We start from the raw sequence: 18,615 nt of genomic DNA, 5'->3' as shown, positions 1-18,615 counted from the left end.
GCTTGCATCGCAAATTAACTTCTCCTCATCAATCCCAGCGGGTCAATACAATCGGGCCTTCCTTTGTAATCGCTACCGTATGTTCAAATTGTGCCGCCCACGCCCCGTCCCTCGTCCGGGCCGTCCAGCCGTCCTGCGTAATGTATACGTCCGCCCTGCCTGCAGTAACGATCGGCTCTATCGTAATAACCATGCCTTCCTCTAGCTCAATTCCTTGACCAGGTATGCCTTGATGCATGACCTCAGGATATTCATGCATGCTTCTGCCGATGCCATGGCCGACGAACGATGTGACGACCTCAAAGCCAGCCCTCTCCGCTCTTGTCTGCACCGCATAGCCTATATCGCCTAGCCGATTACCGAGCTTAGCCTGCTTAATGCCGTCAAGCAGCGCTTGCTCAGCTGCAAGAAGCAGCTTTTCAGTAGCTGTATTCGTCTTGCCTATCGCGTAAGTCCATGCGGAATCCGCTTTCCAGCCATTCAAGTCAGCCACCATATCAATGGTGACGATATCGCCTGTCTCAAGCGGCTCCGAATCGGGAAAGCCATGGCAGACAACCTCATTAACGGAAGCACACGTGGCAAACGGGTATCCCTTGTAGCCCTTCTGAGCTGGCGTTGCTCCGCGATCAAGCATGAACCGTTCAACAAAGCGATCAATTTCCTGCGTCGTGACTCCCGGCGCTATCCTCTTCGAGAGTGCCTTGTGACAGGCAGCAACAATACGCCCAGCCTTGCGAATGCCTCGAATATGTTCCTTCGTTTTCAAATCCACTGCCATGTGTGTACTAACCTCCTTAAGTTTTTGCGAAGCAAAAACACTTCGTAAGCATAGACCCGGTTTTACGAAGCAAAATCCACTTCGTTAGCGTATACCAAGGTTTTGCCGAGCAAAATCCACTTCACAGGTGCAACAGCAGTACGATATCAAGTAGATTTGTCTATGTATAACTTATTCGAGAAAAAGGATACACATGCCGATCATATGTGGCGAAATTATGTTTGAGGAGGTAGAAAGCGAATAAAAAGGAGGTAGCTGCACCGATAATTCCTAAAGTATGGTTTTTTGTAAAACGTTTACATATGTCAAATGACCAGCTATACCGCAACATTACATGATTTAACAACGTAAATGATGGTGATTAACATTTCCAAGCAGATCCGATTGATCGGATAATGAAGGGAGGAACGATAATGAAACGAAGGTTTGCTCTTGTGTTTTTACTAATTTCTTTAATAGCAGTAATCATCGCTTATAGCACAAAATCGGAAATGGGAGATTTTATCATTGAAAAAGGAATCAACGGCAATAACATTGCTACCGTAACGGTCGTCCATCACCTTTCTGAAGAAGAAGCTAAAACAAAATCCCTCTCCTATTTTCTGAATAATGAAGATAAAGATGACGTAATGGTTTATCACGTTAACGATATCAATCTGTATAATGACTTGAATGTCGGCGAAAGGGTAACGGTCACGACAATGGGATATATCATGCGATCCTATCCGCCGCAAGCTGTAGCCGATGAAATCATTAGACATGACCAAGAAGGTAACCAATAGCACTGCCGTAAGCAGCCCTGATAAACAAAAAAGGCTTTGCATGCTGCTGGAAGGCAGCTTACAAAGCCGTATTTTACATGATGAGTTAGCTGACCGAGGAGTTCATTCTGCCTAATTCATTTTCCACCAATGTCGTTAATTCATCCTCGTAGCCACCGGTAATCCGGTACTTGCGAATGTACTCCTTAACAAATTTACGCGGGTCCTTGGGTTGAAAAATTCTCGTGAGTTCCTTCAGGCTTTCCTTGACTTCATTCTGGCTATGCTTCGCCATGAAATCTCCTCCCCTTTACGTTGGATGGTCGTCCTAAACAGCATTATACGAGACCGCATGCGGTAAATACACCGCAAGAACCCCCCATTCGGTGCAGGTAACTCCATGGCCAATGAGTCACAATGTTCGCATTTTTCTTACTATTATAACATTTTGATTTCGAATATGAAAGTTAACAATTATTAATCTGGTCGCGAGGCATGTTCAGTTTTGGTATCCTTATTATTCCCGCTATCCATTAGTTTTACTGGATTGTTGCTGTTGGGAGGCGAGATATCGACGGACTCCTGGGACGTTGAAGAGAGCCTGTCTTTACGAAACATTCTTAAATATGCGATGACGCCAATAATGGCAACAATAATTCCGAAGGCAAGCACCAATGTTGTAACCCAGCCCTGTACCATATCCTCGCCTCCCTTCTAATTCCTTTATCGGTAAGAAAACGGTCAACTATTAATCATTTTTAAAGCCTTAATACTTTCCATATATTTGGTATTATAGCGAATCGGAAGCGGGCAAGCAAATTGCCCGCTTCCGCCACCTTAAATAATTCGATATGTTCCCATTCCAAGGCCAAGCAGCTTGCCTCCGTCGTCTTTAACCTGCGCTTGCAGCGTCAGCGTTCGTTTGGTACGATGCACCATCTCTGCCTCGCACACAACTACGCCGCCTTTGCTGCTTGCAAGAAACTGTGTGTTTAAATTCGCTGTAACCGTTCGCTCTTCCGGCACAGCCAGCATAACCACGAGCCCCATTGCATTATCCAGCAGCGACATTAGTACGCCGCCGTGAACGATGCCAAGCAAATTCAAATGCCGCTCCGAAGCATCCAAGCAGATGGTTGCCTTATTGCCATTTGCCTGCACAACCTCGCACCCGAGCACTCCCCAGAACGTCGCTTGCGCGCGCTCCGCAAGCCTTGTCAGGTGACCTGCTTGATCCGCTTGCTGAATAAACCAATCCTCATCCATGCCATTCACTCTCCCTTGTCCTCGGCAGACTGCTTCTCCGCTTCCTCCTCCTGCAGCTTCCGGCGAAGCACCTTTCCGATCATCGTTTTTGGAAGCGTTTCCCGAAAGGAATAGTGATGCGGCACTTTGTAAGACGCCAACCGCTCTCTGCACCAGCGATCCAGCTGATAGCTCGAAACCTGCCAGCCTTCCTTAAACACAATAAATGCTTTCACCGTCTCGCCCCGGTATTTATCCTTCACGCCGATAACCGCTGCTTCACGAACAGCCGGATGCTCGAACAGCACCTCCTCTACCTCGCGCGGATAAATGTTGAACCCGCCTGCAATGATCACATCCTTAATCCGATCCATTACGGTAAAGAAACCATCTTCATCCATCGTTCCGAGATCGCCTGTATGCAGCCAGCCATCCCGCAGCACCTGATCGGTTTCCACAGGTTTTCTCCAGTAGCCCTGCATAACCTGCGGGCCGCGTACAACAAGCTCGCCAAGCTCGCCTATCCCTAGTCTTTCACCGGTTTCCGGGTCGATAACTGCTGCATCGGTATCGGGGAGAGGTATGCCAATCGTGCCGATTTTGCGATGCCCCCATATCGGATTGGCATGCGTTACCGGAGAGGCCTCCGAGAGGCCGTAGCCTTCAATAAGCCTGCCGCCGGTCATCGCCTCGAACTGCTCCTGCACCTCAAGCGGCAAAGCCGCCGATCCGCTTATACATACATTAATAGAGGAAAGATCCGTTTTTGCAGCTGCCTTATGATTGATAAGCGCAACATACATAGTAGGCGCCCCCGGAAAAATCGTCGGCTTCTGCTGATTGATCGTTTGCAGCACCGTCTCTACTTCAAAACGAGGAAGCAGAATAAGCGTGCCTGCGCGCAGCACCGACATATTCATTAATACGGTTAATCCAAATACGTGAAACAAAGGCAGCGCCGCAAGAAAACGTTCCTTCCCATCCACCGCCTTATAGCACCAAGCCGAGATTTGCATCGTATTGGCAATGAGGTTGCCATGCGACAGCATCACGCCCTTTGGCGTGCCTGTTGTGCCGCCCGTATATTGCAGCACAGCTAGCTCGGCGCTCTTGGCAGGCGCTGGCAGCAGCGAAGACGGCTGCTTTGCGGACAGCAGCTTCTTATACGCGACTACGCCATAGCTGCCATATGGAATGTCCGCACGAAAGCCCTCTTTGCGCTGCTTCAGGGGATAGAGCAGATTTTTCGGAAACGGAAGTCCATCCTTGATTGACGTAATGATGGCATGCCTAAGCTTAGGCAGCGGACCCTCCTCAGGAAGCTTGCCGCGTACCCGCGACAAGCGTTGATAGAGCAGATCAACCGTAATGATGGCGACGGCTCCGCTATCAGCCAGCTGATGCTCCAGCTCGCGCTCAACGTAGAGCGGATTCGTCTGTACGACGATGCCGCCTGCGAGAAGCACGCCATAATAGGCTATAACGGCCTGCGGACAATTCGGAAGCATAATCGCAACGCGGTCTCCTTTGGCTATGCCAAACGAAAGGAGACCGTAGGCCAGGCTGACAGCATCATCATGCAGCTGCTTGTAGGTCACGGCTTTGCCGAGGAAATAAACCGCCGTATGGTTCGGATGGCTTTTGACCGCATTCAATAAAAATTGGACGATGCTCTGATCGGGATAGCTCTGCGAAGGAGAAACCTCCTTCGGGTAATGGTGCAGCCATGGACGCGCGTGCTTTTCAACTTCGGCAGGCGGTTGTTCGGGCAAAGACGGGTCTTCCGGTCTGAGCGAATCCATTCATGCTCTCCCCCTTCACACGACATAATGCTCACTGCGAATGACGCGAGCGGCAATCGATCGCTTCAAAGCTACCGTATCCGATAGCGGCGCGCGCATAAGCTTCTTCAGAATCGAAAGCTGCATTTGCAGCCCGTCTCCCTGCTCCAGAGCGGCAAGCGCAAGCTTCGCCAGCGACTCCACCTTCTCCATGGACTCCTGTACGAAGACTGTCGTCATCGCAATAACATTTTCCGTTTTCTCAGAAACGACGCCCCCGCTTTGCTTCCAAATCTTTTGGGAACGCAGCAGAGCGCTTTCCATAGCAAATATGTTGATCATTAAATCGGCAAGCGAGCAAAGCACCTCCTGCTCCTGCTCAAGCCGCAGGCCCAGCTTCTGAACAGCAAGCCCACCTATGGCGAGAAACGTCTTTTTCGCCTGCGCGACGCGGTACGCTTCCTTGCTAAGCGGCTTCTCAAACGACGGAAGCGGCATCGGCTGCACCAGCTCGGCTTGCTGTGCACGCGCCTTGCGCAGCAGCGGCAGCTCGCCCTTCAAAGCCTTCTTCATCAGCGTGCCGGGAATGAGCATCCGGTTAATTTCGTTCGTCCCTTCAAAAATCCGGTTGATCCGCGAATCCCGATAAATCCGCTCTACCTTATACTCGCGAATGTAGCCGTAGCCGCCGTGAATTTGCACCCCTTCATCCGCAACAAAATCGAGTGCTTCGGATGCAAACACTTTGACGATCGAGCATTCTATCGCATACTCCCCGATCGCCTTTGCAACCTTCATGCCATCGTCTGCCCCTTCGCTGCTGAGCTCCGTTGTCTTCAGCATCGCATCGATCCAGCCGGCAGTCCGGTAAACCATGCTCTCCATCACGTACGTGCGAATGTTCATGTCGGCCAGCTTGGCGCCAATGAGCGGATACGCGGAGATCGCCCTCCCGAATTGCTTGCGCGTATTGGCATAAGCCGATGCCAGCTCGATCGTCTCTTTGGATGAGCCAAGGCAGGCTGCCCCAAGCTTGAACCGTCCGATGTTCAAAATGTTAAAGGCGATATGATGCCCTTTGCCAATCTCCCCTAGCACGTTTTCTACGGGAACCGGCACGTCTTCAAAAAATAATGGACGTGTTGACGAGCCCTTGATGCCCATCTTATGCTCCTCTGGCCCGATACTGAACCCCTGCATTCCCTTCTCGACGATAAAAGCGGTAAAATGCTCCCCGTCTACCTTCGCATATACGATAAACAAATCGGCAAAGCCGGCGTTCGTTATATACAGCTTGGAGCCGTTCAGTACATAATGCTTGCCATCATGAGACAGCCTCGCAGTCGTCTTGGCCCCTAAAGCATCTGAGCCAGAAGCCGGCTCGGTTAAGCAATAAGCCGCAATGCGTTCTCCCGCTGCAAGCGCGGGAAGGTAAGCCTCCTTTTGCACCTTCGTGCCGAAAAACACGATAGGCAGCGTGCCGATGCCCGTGTGAGCACCTACCGAGAGCGCAAACGATGAAGCTCGCGCTAACGTTTCCGCCAGCAGCGTCGTGCTCACCTTATCTAGACCTAATCCGCCGTACGCCTCCGGCACATCGGCGCCAAGCAAACCCAGATCGCCGGCTTTGCGCATCAGCTCTACGGTCAAGTCGTAGTTCAGCGCCTCCAGATCCGCATCGCGCGGCGTAATTTCAGCCTCCAAAAACTGCTGCGCCGCTTCCCCCATCATCCGCTGCTCATCCGTAAAATCCTCGGGTGTCACAACCGATTCCGGCAAACTGTCCTCCACGACAAACCGACCGCCAAATCGTATCGTCTCCGTCATGCAGCAGGTCTCCCTTCAGTCATATCGTTTATTAAGATCGTAAATAATAATGGGCATTAATCATTAATAGAATGAGCTGTTCATCCGTTTTAGCTGCCGTATACTTCGATCACTCCGGCTGCTCCCATCCCGCCGCCAACGCACATCGTCACGACGCCGATCCCGCCGCCTCTGCGGCCAAGCTCATGTATGAGCGACACCGTCAGCTTTGTTCCCGTACAGCCAAGCGGATGCCCAAGTGCGATCGCCCCGCCGTTCACGTTTACGATCTCAGGATTGATGCCAAGCTCCCTTATGATCGGCACACACTGTGCGGCAAAAGCTTCGTTAAGCTCGAAAAGATCGACCTGATCAAGCGTAATGCCTGCTTTGCGGAGCGCTTTAGGAACCGCTTCGATTGGACCGATGCCCATCACCTCAGGCGCTACGCCAGCTACGCTGTAGCTGCGGAATACGGCGAGCGGGCGCAGGCCCAGCTCCTTCGCGCGAGCCCTGCTCATCACGATAACGGCTGCTGCTCCATCGCTCATTTGCGAGGTATTGCCTGCCGTAACCGTTCCCTCGCGGGCGAACGAAGGTTTAAGCGGCGCTAGCGACTGGACGGTCGTCTCCGGCCGCACTCCTTCATCGGTATCGAATTGAATAACCTTCGACCAAGGCCGTCCCGCGTCGTTTACGCCCGAGCGGCTTGTCGTTATCGGTACGATTTCCGCTTGGAAGCGTCCCGCTTCAATAGCTGCCGCTGCCTTGCGATGGCTCGAGGATGCGAAGGCATCCTGCGCCTCGCGCGTCACGCCATAGCGGCGGGCAACCTCTTCCGCTGTATGCCCCATGCCCATATACACTTCAGGTCTTGTATCCACGATGGCCGGATGGGGCGAGAGCTTAAACCCCGTCATCGGCACATGGCTCATGCTCTCGACGCCGCCAGCCGCGATGATATCGGCATCTCCAAGCCGTATGCGCTCCGCTGCATAAGCGATGGCCTGCAGCCCCGATGCGCAAAACCGGTTAATGGTGACGGCTGGCGTCGTAACCGGCAAGCCCGAATAGAGCGAGATAGTGCGAGCCATGTTCAGCCCCTGCTCGCCTTCGGGCATCGCGCAGCCGATAATCACATCCTCAATAAGCTCAGGCGATAAGCCGGGCAGCCTCTCAAGCGCGCCTTGCAGCACCGCTCGCCCTAGATCCTCCGCCCTCGTCTCCGCCAAGCTCCCCTTTGATGCTTTGCCGACCGCCGTCCTCACCGCAGCAACGATAACGGCATCGCGGTCGTGATCCTCAAACGGTGATGAAGCTGACATTTTCGCTCTCCTCCTTTGAAAGTTAGTTGCGCAGCGGTTTGCCCGTCGCCAGCATATGGCTCATGCGATCCTGCGTTTTGCGCTCGCCGCAAAGGCTGAGGAACGCTTCGCATTCCAAATCGAGCAAATACTGCTCGCTCACCTCAGCGCCCGGCTGAATGTCGCCGCCTGCGAGCACAGCGCCAAGCTTGCCGGCAATAAGCGCGTCATGCTCGCTAATGTAGCCGCTTAGCTGCATCGCCTGCACCGCTACCCTCAGCACCGCCTTGCCTTCACGCCCGGCAACGCGAATGCGCCCCTCGGCCGGCGGCGAGTAGCCCGCCCGGTCAAGCTCCAGCACCGCCCGCTTCGCTTCGGCGATGCGCGCCTCCTGCCGCATAATGACCGTATCCTGCGGCCGCATCAATCCAAGCCCTCTAACCTCATAGCCGCTAGAGGAGGTTTTGGCCATCGCAATCGTCTCGAACAGCGCATTCAAATGCGGCTGCAGGTCTCCGCCCGGCTTGCCGCCATTTGCAATAAGAGCCCGTTCAGCCGCCATCGCAGCCGCTTCCTTGCAGCCCCCGCCCGCAGGAATAAGGCCCACTCCCGTCTCCACGAGTCCAAAGTATGTCTCTGGCGAATACACAATGCGATCGGCAGGCAAGCAGGCTTCTACCCCGCCGCCTAGCGTCATCCGGTGCGGAGCGGCAACGACTGGACGGTCAAGCCGCTTCAGATCAAGCATGCTGCCCTGGAAGAAGCGAATAATATCCTCGACCTCATCCCATTCGCCGTTCTGCGCTTCCATCAACAGAAGCATCAGATTCGCGCCGACGCAAAAATTCCGTCCTTCGTTCGCAAGGACCAGCCCGCGCCAATTTTGCGATACCTCCTTCACGCTTTGCCGAATGGCGGATAAGATGTCTCCCCCAATCGCATTGTTCTGCGAATGAAATTCGAGCAGCACAACGTCATCCCCAATGTCGATCAGGCTTGCGCCGGACGTGGAGAGCACCGTTTTACCGGAAGCCTTTAACGCCGCTAAGGAAATCGAGTCCGCTTCCGCTTCTTCCTGCTTGTATGCGCCGCTCGCCGAATAGACCCGTTCGCTGCCCTCCGCCCTATAAAAGCTTTCATGGCCCGCTTCCAGCCAAGCGCTTACCCATGCCGGAACTTCCTCGCCCTCCTTCTCCATCAGCTTCACCGATTCCCGGAGCCCAATCGCATCCCACAGCTCGAACGGGCCCAGCTCCCAGTTGAAGCCCCAGCGCATCGCGCGGTCGATATCCGAGATGGAATCCGCAATAACACCAACTTGAGCGGCTGAATAGAGAAGCGTTTTTTTGATCGTCGACCATGCGAACTTCGCGTAGCGGTCACGAGGATCGGTGCGAAGCAGCGCTCTCACCTTTGCCGCCGCTCCCTTCGCCGCTTTGGAGGCATCAATGACGGGTGAGCTGACAGCGCGTTTCGGCCCGTACTCGAGCGTATCCAGCTTAAGCGATTCAATCTCGCTGCCGCCTTTGCCCTTCACCTTCTTATAAAAGCCGGCACCCGACTTCTCGCCAAGCCTGCCGGACGCTACAAGCTGCTCCAGCAGCGGCGGCCTTGCAAATACGGCCTGCTCCGCAGGGTCGCTGCTTCTCTCCCGCACATTGTCCACAACATGCAGCAGCGTATCGAGCCCAACCAGATCGAGCATGCGCAGCGTCGCCGTCTTCGGCCTGCCCATCGCAGGACCAGTCAGAGCGTCTGCCTCTTCTACCGTCAGTCCAAAGCGCAGCGTATCCTCAAGCGTGACGAGCATACCGTACGTCCCGATCCGGTTTGCAATGAAGTTAGGCGTATCCTTCGCAATGACGACGCCCTTGCCGAGCCGCTTCTCGCAAACCTCCTTCAGCAGCCCCACGACCTCGGGAGCCGTATCTGCGGTCGGAACAATCTCAACGAGCTTCATATACCGCGGCGGGTTAAAAAAATGCGTCACGCCAAAATGCTGGCGGAACTCCTCGCTTCGGCCCTCTACCATCGACGCTGCCGACAAGCCCGACGTGTTGGTCGAGACGATAGCTCCCGGCTTGCGAACCGCTTCAATCGCCGCCAATACCTCCCGCTTAATATCCAGCCGCTCGACAACCGCTTCAACGATCCAATCCGCCTCGCCAAGCGCTTCCAAATGATCGGTTAAATTTCCCGGCGTGATGCGTGAAGACCAAGACGAGTCATAGAGCTGCGCAGGCTGCGCCTTGCCCATTCTGGCAACGGCAGCGCTTGCCAGCCGATTGCGCACCTTGGCATCCGAGAGCGTCAGTCCCTTCCGCTCCTCCTCTTCCGCAAGCTTCTGCGGGACCACGTCCAGCAGCACAACATGCATGCCCGCATTCGCAAGATGCGCGGCGATGCCGGCACCCATTACGCCGGAGCCGATAACGGCGGCTCTGCGAATGGAGCCAGCGTTTTTTTGCGACGCTTGTAACGTCATAGGCAGCCTCCTTCTTTTTCAATCAAACCAAATGACAGCTCGCTTACTCGCCAAATACGCTTTCAGCCAGCAGCTCCGCCACATCGCGTGCGATCACTTTCTCATCCGCAGACAATGCCTTTAGCCCATCCTCCATCATCGTGAGGCAGTACGGACAGGCCGAGCTGATGACAGACGGCTTCACCTCAAGCGCTTGCGCCGTTCTTGCATGGTTGACCCGCGTGCCCGAATGCTCCTCCATCCACATCAATCCGCCGCCCGCGCCGCAGCACATCCCGTTTGAGCGTGAGCGCTCCATTTCCTCAATCGTCACTCCCGGAATGGCTCTAAGCAGACTGCGCGGCGCCTCGTAGGTGTCGTTGTAGCGACCGAGATAACAGGAATCATGTACCGTCACGCGCTCGTCAATCGTATGCACCGGCTGCAGCGAGCCCTCCGCAAGCAAACGCGCAAGCAGCTCGGTATGATGCTCCACGACGATGTCCGGGCAGAAGCCAAAATCGGGATATTCATTTTTGAACGTGTTGTAGGTATGCGGGCAAGCAGTCACGATTTGTTTGACTTCATACTTGCTGAGCGTCTCTATGTTCTCGCGGCACAGCTCTTGAAAAAGCAGCTCGTTGCCGATCCGCCTTGCCGTATCGCCCGAGCTTTTCTCCTCAAGGCCTAGCGTCGCGAAGCTGACTCCCGCTTGGTCAAGCAGCCGCACCACATCGTACAAAACGCGGCGGCTCCGCATATCATAAGCACCCATTGAGCCGGCCCAAAGCAGGATGTCGGCCTTTTTGCCTTGCTGCTTCAGCTCCTGCATCGTTGCGACCCGTATGCCGGTGCGGCTCTCGCAATCGGCAATCCAAGCTGCCCGCTCAGCGCGCGGCAAGCCCCAAGGATTGCTCTGGCGCTCGATGTTCTGAAGCGCTCTCTGCCCGTCGGATGGCAGCCTGCCTTCCATCAATACAAGATAACGGCGCATATCGATGATTTTGTCGACATGCTCATTGCCGACTGGACACTGCTCCTCGCAATTGCGGCAGGTCGTGCACGCCCAAAGCTCCTCCTCGGTCAGCACCTCGCCGATCAGCTCCACCTCCTCCGGCTTTGCGCCTTCTCTCACGCTCCATGCACCTGCCTGCGCCGCCATCGTCGGCTCGATATTGGTCCCCCCCTCGGATTCTGTCTCCCATGCAGGAAGCACCGCTCCCATGACATGGGCGTAAGGGACATTTGTCTTGGATTGCCATATGCTCGCAGGCAGCCATGGCGACTTCGACGTAATAGCGGCGCCTTTTTCGGTCAAATGATCCCTTAGCTTCACGATCAGATGCATCGGAGACAGCAGCTTCCCGGTACTCGCAGCCGGGCAAACATGGGTACAGCGTCCGCACTCTACGCACGCATACAAATCAAGCATCTGCTTTTGCGTAAAATGCTCCACCTTCCCCGCGCCGAAAGTTTCCGCCTCCTCGTCCTCCAAATTCAGCGGCGTAAGACGGCCAGGCGGCGTGCTGCGCCGGAACCACAGATTGACCGGAGCAGTCAGCAAATGAAAATGCTTCGACTGCGGCACATAAACGAGGAAGCCCAGCAGCACAAGCAGATGCAGCCACCAAAACAATTCAAATCCCGCATGGGCTGCCGCGCTTTGCGGCTGTACGCCCATGCTCTCGAGCAGCATAGCCAGCTGATTGCTTACCGGGGCATAGCTTGCTTCTACGATAGAGGCTCCATGCCCACTGGTCGCAGCCAGCCGCTCGAAGGCTAAAGACAAAAGAATAGTGAGCATTAAGGAGCCGATAAACCACATGACAAGCGACGGCTTCCAGCCTCTTTTTAACCGAGGAAGCCTTTCCCCATAACGACGAAATGCGCCATAAAGAACAGCAGCAAACACAAGCGTTACCGTCATTTCCTGCGTCAGCGAAAACCCGTTATAGTAGGGCAGCGGGAGCGGCACACCTTCGTTTAGCCCCTTCCAAATTAAGTCCACCGCGCCAAACTGAAGCACAATAAAGCCGTAAAAATAAACCAAATGCATGATTCCGCTGCGTACATCGTTCAGCAGCTTGCGATGGCCGAGCACTTGGCCGCTGAAGCTGGATTTGCTGTTTTTCGGCTCGCGTTGATACCGCTTAAACACCGTCGGAACCCCAAGCCGCATGTACAAGAGGCGCCTCTGCACAACAAGCACGAACATAGAAACAGCAATAAGCACAACCGCCGCAAACAATGTCCATCTTCCCCAGATCAGCCATTGATCGACCTGCTTTAACGCCAAATACGTTGGCATATGCCTCGCCCCCTCATATATGCCGGCTCATGGAACAAGCAGCTCTGCGCGAAGTAGTCGGACAAGCTTTAGAACGCTTTCAAAATAGCCGCGGTGCTCCATGTATATGAGCTTTTTGCGTTGAACATGCCGCTCGGAAGGCGATTGCGTACGGTCTATTCATTTGCCAATCGTCATATCGTAGCAATGATGGACGTGTTAACCAAATATCGAAATAAGTGAGGGAGCTTCTATGCTGAAAATAGTGGTGCTTCTCAAGCAAACGTTCGATACCGAGGAGAAAATCGTCGTAACGGAGACGGGTGTCGATGAATCAGAAGCCAAATTTGTCATTAATCCTTACGACGAGTATGCGCTGGAAGAGGCGCTTCGCCAGCGCGAGCAGCACGGCGGCGAGGTGATCGTCGTTACCTGCGGACCCGAGCGATCGCAAGAGGCGCTCCGCACTGCGCTGGCAATTGGAGCGGATGAAGCGATAAGGCTGGATAGCTCTGCCTTGTCAGATGACGGTACCTCCATCGCTGCCGCGCTGGCTGCCGTCATTGAGCCGCTCGCTCCCGATCTGCTGCTAGCAGGCTTATTCGCAGTCGATAGCGGCGCTGGAAGCGTGGCGCTTCAAGTGGCTGAGCGGCTTTCCTTGCCGCATGCCACCTCCGCTGTTAAGGTCACCATTGTTACTGCGGGCGAGCTAGGCGCACTGCCAGCGGAGGGAGTGCTTAGCGCTCCTGTAACGGTAACTGCTGAGCGCTATGCATTAGTCGAGCGCGATATCGAAGGCGATACGGAAACCGTATCGATCCCGCTGCCGGCGCTCATTACGGCGCAGCAAGGCTTAAACGAGCCGCGTTATCCGTCGCTGCCGGGCATTATGAAGGCAAAGCGCAAGCCGCTGCGCACCGTAAAGCTCGACGAGCTGACCGGCAGCGGCGGCGCGCTCACAGCTGAAAGCGTTGCACCGCGCACCACCCGCTCGAAGCTGCTCCCGCCACCGCCTCGGGCAGCGGGCAAACGCATCCCCGGTGCTCCGGCGGAGCAGGCGAGCGCGCTTGTGTCGCTTTTGCGGGAAGAAGCTAAGCTTCTTTGAGGGTGTTGGTTGGAGAAGCGCAGCTTCTTCGAGATTGTTGGTGGAGGAAGCGCAGCTTCTTTGAGGGTGTTGGTGGGAGAAGCGCAGCTTCTTTGAGATTGTTGGTGGGAGAAGCGCAGCTTCTTTGAGATTGTTAGTGGAAGAAGCGCAGCTTCTTTAAGGGTGTTGGTGGGAGAAGCGCAGCTTCTTAAACACTGGGCTCACCGCGTTGTATTTGCAGCGGGGATGGTGGGGGTTTGATGGTGTTGGTGGATGCCAGAAAAAGTGCTCGCAGCAGATTCCTATGAAATACAGTCACGCTGCTGAGTTAATTGGATGAAAGTGCGTAAGTTAGCAAAGCTACATTGCAGTTTGTGCAACAGAATCGCATGCGGAGCTGAGATTACTCATCTACACTGCTGTTTGAGCAGCAGAATCATCCATTTATGAGCTCTAGATGAGATCAGTGAACCATTCTATTGCAAAAGTGCAACGTAGCCCGTGAATGTGGCCCTGATGTGAGGTTTCTATTGTATTAACTGCAACGTAGTGCTGGTTCGGAGCACAAAGGCTGGGGAATGCGTTGCTGCGTAAGTCGCTATGCAGGAGTAATTGAAGGAACTAGTTAGTTAAGAAATGCATGGCTGCGGCTTGCTGTCGGTATCATGAATAGTTGAGTCTCTACCGTTTAGCATCAGTTCTCCCCCTTAGCTAGCTACTCGAAAATACTCATCCCATCCACTCCTTATGTCTCTACGCAGGACGCAGGAGTAATTGAAGGAACTAGTTAGTTCTAGAAACAATTGAGGTCATCCAATAGTTGGTAGCAGTATTTGAAGTAATCAGTTCGTTCGCTGTAGAACGAGGTAACCCCGTTCGCTCATAGCAGCATTTAAGTAACTAGTTAGTTTATAGCAGTCACATCACGTTCTCAGTAATAAAGTTATGGGAGAGGAGCAGCATCCTATGTCCAAAACGATTCTCGTATTTGCAGAAAGCCGGGACGGCGCACTCCGCCGCGTAGCGCTGGAGGCACTCGGCGCAGCAAGGCGGCTTGCAGGCAAGGACGGCGCTGTCCATGCCGTCCTTGCCTGCTCCGGCGGCGCGGCGGAAGAAGCCGCCGCGCTAACCGCGCGGGGGGCGGACGTCGTGCATATCGCCGACGATCCTTCCCTCCGCGCCTTCGCGCCCGAGGCGTACATCGCCGCCCTTGGCGCAGCCATGGCTGCGGTGCAGCCGGACGCGCTGTTGCTCGGCCACACCGCTATGGGGCGCGAGCTCGCGCCCCGCGTGGCCGCGGCCCATGGCGCCGGCCACATCGCTGACGTCATCGCCATCGAGACAACGGATGGCGATGACGCCTTATTCATTCGCCCGCTCTACGCCGGCAAGGCGTTCGAGCGGCGCAGCTTCTTGCCGGGCCATCCGTGGGTCATCACGGTGCGCCCGAATAATTTGCCGGCGGCGGAGCCCTTGGACGCCGCCGACATTACGGGCACCGTTCAGGCTCTGCCGTTCACGGTGCCGCCGCTTTACACCGCCGTGCGCAGCCTTGTGCGCCGCACCGGCGGCCAGCTTGATCTCGCCGAAGCCGACATCGTCGTATCCGGCGGTCGAGGCGTGCGCAGCGCAGCAGGCTTCGAGCCGCTGCAAGCGATGGCCGCCGCGCTCGGCGGCGCTGTGGGCGCCTCGCGCGGCGCTTGCGATGCCGGCTATTGCGATTATGCGCTGCAAATCGGGCAAACCGGCAAGGTCGTTACTCCGCAGCTTTATATCGCCTGCGGCATAAGCGGTGCCATTCAGCATCTTGCCGGCATGAGCCAATCGCGCGTCATAGTCGCAATCAACAAAGACCCCGACGCTCCGATCTTCGGCGTCGCGGATTACGCCATAGTAGGTGATTTATTCGAGGTCGTGCCTCTGCTCACGACAGAGCTCCAACGCGCCCGCGCCTAGCTTTATTTTCTTACAATCAGTCATCATCCGAACTATGCCGAACCTATTTCATGTACCGTACACGCCCCTGCTGCCGCTGCATCAACGCCCGGCAGGGGACTTAAAAGGCTAATACTAAAGGTACCTGTAAACTCACATTTACTCTTACAGCCAACAAATCGTGCGTTTGGTGAGCAGTAAGCACATACTTGCGCTTACTGCATCGATTAGCCGTACCAGAAATGTCTAAAGCTGCAATAAGCACGCATATGCTCTTATAGCCAACAAACCATGTATGTTTGTGAGCTGTAAGCGCACATATGCGCTCATTGCCTCAATTTATGCGTATCAGAAACGACTAAAGGCTGCTATAAGCACGCATATGCTCTTATAGCCAACAAATCATATGTCTTGGCGAGCTGTAAGCGCATATTTGCTCTAAAAGCTTGCAGCAATAGACCAAAAAAACAAAAATGGCTGTACAGGTGTTAAGCCTGTTCAGCCTTTTTTATTATTTTCGAGCTGCAACTGCAGAGGCAAAGTCATTAATTTGTTATTTCCTTACTCCTTTTGGGACAACCCCATTAGCTCTCTCGGCTTATCCCTTCTTGCCTATGCGAAATCCGGACGGATCTCGCGGATGCAATCCGGCGACTCGTACAAATCATCATGCACCGCATTGGTTACAGGGTAGGCCCGCATGAGGTAGGAATCCATCGCTTCCAAATGCTTGCGCAGGCCGCTGAATTCCGTAATGCGCGGATTGAGCCAGTCCTCGATACCCTCCTCGTCCAAAATAACCGGAACCCGGGGCTGCCACACGGACATCGCACCTGTTGAAGCGGCGGTAATCATCGTGAAGGCACGCACTTCCTTGCCGCTCACATTTTTCCAGCAGTCATAGATGCCTGCGATGCCAAACAGCTGCTGACTCGGAACGATGATATGCATCGCCCGCGGGTCGCGCTCATTCCCGAACTGCTTTTGCCCAAAAAAACCGCTGCAAGGCAGCACGCATCTTTGTCTCCGCAGCATGCGCTCCAGAAAGGGCTTCTCTGAAAGCGTAATATGATCCGCATTAATCGCATCCTTCGCCCAAAAAGGGAACAGCCCCCATCTCGACTCCTGCATCGTTCTTTGATCAAACCGATCATTCATGACGATCGACACCGTCTGAGTCGGCGCCACATTAAACCGGTTCGTATGCCCCCGAATCACCTTGCCCACCTGAAACATCTCCACCATATCGCCTAATTCTGCCGTTAACGAAAACCGTTCAATCATCGCGACCACCCTTTTCACGTTGTTGAATCCAGTTTTTGTTAATAGGGCGAAAATTATGCAACGCTTTTGGTCAAAATGATCGAGTCAACAACAGTACAGCTAAGTCTCGTTTTCTTTCCCCGAACCCACTGCCCGCGAGCATTCTCACCAGCAGTGATATCGCCTTCACCTTCAATTAAACGGACCTACATTGTAAAACGTTTTCGGAATTTTAGCGGCGGCATGCCTGTGTGCGATGCGAACAGCCTAGAGAAATGCGGCGTTTGCCGGAAGCCGGTTTCCTCTGCTACCCGCGCAATCGTCCAATCCGTCTTAATAAGCAGCAGTTTAGCCTGATCGAGTCTGTAATACAGCAAATATTGCTGCGGCGTGCAATCAAATACCTCAGTCATGCAGCGCGTAATATAGTTGGTATGCAGCTGCAGCACATCGCTAAGCATCGTGTTGCTGATTGGGCTGCGGTAATTCAGCTTCAAATAAGCAGCCGCCCGTTCCGCAACCGAGACCGCTGCCTTAGCCGCATCCGAGCGCCAGCCCTCATCCAGCATTTGCAGCAAATGCAAAAACCGCTGCTGACGATCCCAGAACGCGCCATGCGACGAGCTCTTTGCTGCTTCATGCAGCTGCGAGAAAATAATTCTCGCTTCATCTGGATAGGTAAGCTTCATTTTTTTCGGCAGCCGAATCGCGTATGTATAGTAGTCGCCTCTCAGCGAGCCGCTTTGGTTGCCTTCCGTTTCCTCCCAAGCGCCCACCGTCTGAAAATGAATCCAATCAAACACGGTTTCCTCATCGCACGGACGAGTGGAATAGTGCCAGCGGTCCGGCCTTAGAATGAGCACATCGCCAGGCTCAAGCGTCCAGCGGTGATTATCCTCTGCTACATGCAGCGCTCCCTCATTGACAAACAATAAATCAAACACGCCTAGATTAGTCCGATTAGGATGCTCCTCGCCAGCGCGATAGGTTATTCGGTTTGATTCTATGAAAAACGGCAAAGGCGGTGATCGAAATGTAAGCAATAACTCCTCTGACAACCTAATCTCTCTCCTTATAATGTTTTGCGCTGCAAAACAGCTCCCATGTGTAAATATGCAAAAATCGACTTCAGCCCATCTTACTTGAAAACCGTTTCATTTGTCTACAACAAAACAAAGCCCCCTCATTTTCGCACGGAAGCTTCTCAAAGGCGCTCATGCAAAATACCGACGTCATATGAAATAACAAATCGAGGGTATCCTGATCGGTATCAATGACAGGCTTCTGCACAATGTAATCGTCAGCGGCGCCTTCTTTGTCGACGGAAACCAAATGAAAAATTTGCGATAGCTCCATATCAAGCTCATCCACATAGGCTGTCAGTTGCTCATAAAATATATTCGGCATACTCGGACATGAGCCGCCCTTCTCGCTGAATTATCCGGCAACCGCTGCAAGGCCGGCTATTTGACGACCTAAGCTTCTGCCCTGTTCCTTCTCTTCTTCCGATGGATTGTATTCAAATTTAATGCACTCGCCGGCGATCTCCGCGCCAAGCTCCTTCAGCTTCGCTTCAATAATATCCACAGCAGCGCAATAGATGGGGTAAGATGTGTCGCCAGATCCAAATACAGCCGCTTTCTTGCCGCTTAAATCCAGGGAATCCATCGCCTCATAGAAATCAAGAAACTCGTCCGGCAGCTCGCCGTCACCCCATGTATACGCACCAATGATGATGCCGTCATAATCGCTAAGCTCCTCAGCGCTCGCATCGAATGCTTCCTTAGACACAACCTCCGCGCCCGCTTCCTTTGCTCCCTCTGCAATAGCCGCAGCCATTTCTTCCGTATTCCCTGTCATGCTCGCATATACGACAAGTACTTTTGGCATCTGCAATTCCTCCG

16 protein-coding genes are annotated in these 18,615 nt (G+C 54.0%); 3 read left to right on the top strand and 13 right to left on the bottom strand.

Translation table 11 applies throughout. The annotated features are described in order from the left end of the window. Positions 1-28: 28 nt before the first annotated feature. A complete protein-coding gene (map, locus tag AC1TPC_RS15615; protein WP_482067748.1) occupies positions 29-781 on the bottom strand; it encodes a type I methionyl aminopeptidase in 753 nt (250 codons plus the stop codon). A gap of 413 nt (positions 782-1,194) precedes the next feature. Here map and AC1TPC_RS15610 point away from each other — a divergent pair, with 413 nt between their 5' ends. Further along, complete coding sequence (locus AC1TPC_RS15610) at positions 1,195-1,563, top strand: DUF3221 domain-containing protein (protein ID WP_482067747.1); 369 nt, start codon at positions 1,195-1,197, stop codon at positions 1,561-1,563. Positions 1,564-1,648: 85 nt separating this feature from the next. On the opposite strand, the gene AC1TPC_RS15605 is transcribed toward AC1TPC_RS15610, so the two are convergent. From AC1TPC_RS15605 to AC1TPC_RS15570, 8 genes are all read right to left on the bottom strand, one after another. Then, the gene (locus tag AC1TPC_RS15605; protein WP_053372930.1) at positions 1,649-1,837 is read right to left on the bottom strand and encodes a hypothetical protein; all 189 of its coding nucleotides are present in this window, start codon (positions 1,835-1,837) and stop codon (positions 1,649-1,651) included. A 182-nt stretch (positions 1,838-2,019) separates the two neighbouring features. Beyond that, entirely contained in the window at positions 2,020-2,241 is a 222-nt protein-coding gene (locus AC1TPC_RS15600) for a hypothetical protein (RefSeq protein ID WP_482067746.1), read from the bottom strand. A 138-nt stretch (positions 2,242-2,379) separates the two neighbouring features. Continuing rightward, the gene (locus AC1TPC_RS15595; RefSeq protein WP_482067745.1) at positions 2,380-2,808 is read right to left on the bottom strand and encodes a PaaI family thioesterase; all 429 of its coding nucleotides are present in this window, start codon (positions 2,806-2,808) and stop codon (positions 2,380-2,382) included. A 5-nt stretch (positions 2,809-2,813) separates the two neighbouring features. After that, the gene (locus AC1TPC_RS15590; protein WP_482067744.1) at positions 2,814-4,589 is read right to left on the bottom strand and encodes a long-chain-fatty-acid--CoA ligase; all 1,776 of its coding nucleotides are present in this window, start codon (positions 4,587-4,589) and stop codon (positions 2,814-2,816) included. A gap of 15 nt (positions 4,590-4,604) precedes the next feature. Next, the gene (locus tag AC1TPC_RS15585; protein ID WP_482067743.1) at positions 4,605-6,395 is read right to left on the bottom strand and encodes an acyl-CoA dehydrogenase family protein; all 1,791 of its coding nucleotides are present in this window, start codon (positions 6,393-6,395) and stop codon (positions 4,605-4,607) included. Between the two features lie 89 nt (positions 6,396-6,484). Continuing rightward, positions 6,485-7,699: an acetyl-CoA C-acyltransferase gene (locus AC1TPC_RS15580; RefSeq protein WP_482067742.1), complete on the bottom strand. Its 1,215-nt coding sequence runs from the start codon at positions 7,697-7,699 to the stop codon at positions 6,485-6,487. Positions 7,700-7,721: 22 nt separating this feature from the next. Next, entirely contained in the window at positions 7,722-10,163 is a 2,442-nt protein-coding gene (locus tag AC1TPC_RS15575; RefSeq protein WP_482067741.1) for a 3-hydroxyacyl-CoA dehydrogenase/enoyl-CoA hydratase family protein, read from the bottom strand. A gap of 43 nt (positions 10,164-10,206) precedes the next feature. Beyond that, entirely contained in the window at positions 10,207-12,450 is a 2,244-nt protein-coding gene (locus tag AC1TPC_RS15570; protein ID WP_482067740.1) for a heterodisulfide reductase-related iron-sulfur binding cluster, read from the bottom strand. A 235-nt stretch (positions 12,451-12,685) separates the two neighbouring features. On the opposite strand from AC1TPC_RS15570, the gene AC1TPC_RS15565 reads away from it, so the two are divergent. Both AC1TPC_RS15565 and AC1TPC_RS15560 read left to right on the top strand, forming a co-directional pair. Continuing rightward, on the top strand, positions 12,686-13,534 hold the full coding sequence (locus AC1TPC_RS15565; protein WP_482067869.1) for an electron transfer flavoprotein subunit beta/FixA family protein: 849 nt from the start codon (positions 12,686-12,688) through the stop codon (positions 13,532-13,534). Between the two features lie 945 nt (positions 13,535-14,479). Continuing rightward, a complete protein-coding gene (locus AC1TPC_RS15560; protein ID WP_482067739.1) occupies positions 14,480-15,469 on the top strand; it encodes an electron transfer flavoprotein subunit alpha/FixB family protein in 990 nt (329 codons plus the stop codon). 591 nt (positions 15,470-16,060) lie between these two features. Here the strand turns inward: AC1TPC_RS15560 and AC1TPC_RS15555 are convergent. The 4 genes from AC1TPC_RS15555 to AC1TPC_RS15540 form a co-directional block, all read right to left on the bottom strand. Beyond that, positions 16,061-16,732, bottom strand: coding sequence for an SOS response-associated peptidase (locus tag AC1TPC_RS15555; protein WP_482067738.1), 672 nt, complete (start codon positions 16,730-16,732; stop codon positions 16,061-16,063). Positions 16,733-16,917: 185 nt separating this feature from the next. Further along, positions 16,918-17,769, bottom strand: a complete 852-nt coding sequence (locus AC1TPC_RS15550) for an AraC family transcriptional regulator (protein WP_482067737.1) — start codon at positions 17,767-17,769, stop codon at positions 16,918-16,920. Between the two features lie 70 nt (positions 17,770-17,839). Continuing rightward, positions 17,840-18,118, bottom strand: a complete 279-nt coding sequence (locus AC1TPC_RS15545) for a hypothetical protein (RefSeq protein WP_482067736.1) — start codon at positions 18,116-18,118, stop codon at positions 17,840-17,842. Between the two features lie 30 nt (positions 18,119-18,148). Beyond that, a complete protein-coding gene (locus AC1TPC_RS15540) occupies positions 18,149-18,601 on the bottom strand; it encodes a flavodoxin (protein WP_482067735.1) in 453 nt (150 codons plus the stop codon). Positions 18,602-18,615: the final 14 nt, after the last annotated feature.

This window comes from Paenibacillus sp. Y280 (assembly GCF_056786335.1).
Note: the sequence above shows the minus strand (reverse complement) of the source record. Positions and strands in the feature narration are given on the sequence as shown.

Coding starts and splice junctions, on each gene's coding strand:
- AC1TPC_RS15605 (WP_053372930.1), bottom strand. CDS start 1,837: ATGGCGAAGCATAGCCAGAATGAAGTCAAGGAAAGCCTGAAGGAACTC.
- AC1TPC_RS15600 (WP_482067746.1), bottom strand. CDS start 2,241: ATGGTACAGGGCTGGGTTACAACATTGGTGCTTGCCTTCGGAATTATT.
- AC1TPC_RS15580 (WP_482067742.1), bottom strand. CDS start 7,699: ATGTCAGCTTCATCACCGTTTGAGGATCACGACCGCGATGCCGTTATC.
- AC1TPC_RS15575 (WP_482067741.1), bottom strand. CDS start 10,163: ATGACGTTACAAGCGTCGCAAAAAAACGCTGGCTCCATTCGCAGAGCC.
- AC1TPC_RS15560 (WP_482067739.1), top strand. CDS start 14,480: ATGTCCAAAACGATTCTCGTATTTGCAGAAAGCCGGGACGGCGCACTC.
- AC1TPC_RS15590 (WP_482067744.1), bottom strand. CDS start 4,589: ATGGATTCGCTCAGACCGGAAGACCCGTCTTTGCCCGAACAACCGCCT.
- AC1TPC_RS15585 (WP_482067743.1), bottom strand. CDS start 6,395: ATGACGGAGACGATACGATTTGGCGGTCGGTTTGTCGTGGAGGACAGT.
- AC1TPC_RS15545 (WP_482067736.1), bottom strand. CDS start 18,118: ATGCCGAATATATTTTATGAGCAACTGACAGCCTATGTGGATGAGCTT.
- AC1TPC_RS15555 (WP_482067738.1), bottom strand. CDS start 16,732: ATGATTGAACGGTTTTCGTTAACGGCAGAATTAGGCGATATGGTGGAG.
- AC1TPC_RS15610 (WP_482067747.1), top strand. CDS start 1,195: ATGAAACGAAGGTTTGCTCTTGTGTTTTTACTAATTTCTTTAATAGCA.
- AC1TPC_RS15540 (WP_482067735.1), bottom strand. CDS start 18,601: ATGCCAAAAGTACTTGTCGTATATGCGAGCATGACAGGGAATACGGAA.
- AC1TPC_RS15570 (WP_482067740.1), bottom strand. CDS start 12,450: ATGCCAACGTATTTGGCGTTAAAGCAGGTCGATCAATGGCTGATCTGG.
- AC1TPC_RS15595 (WP_482067745.1), bottom strand. CDS start 2,808: ATGGATGAGGATTGGTTTATTCAGCAAGCGGATCAAGCAGGTCACCTG.
- map (WP_482067748.1), bottom strand. CDS start 781: ATGGCAGTGGATTTGAAAACGAAGGAACATATTCGAGGCATTCGCAAG.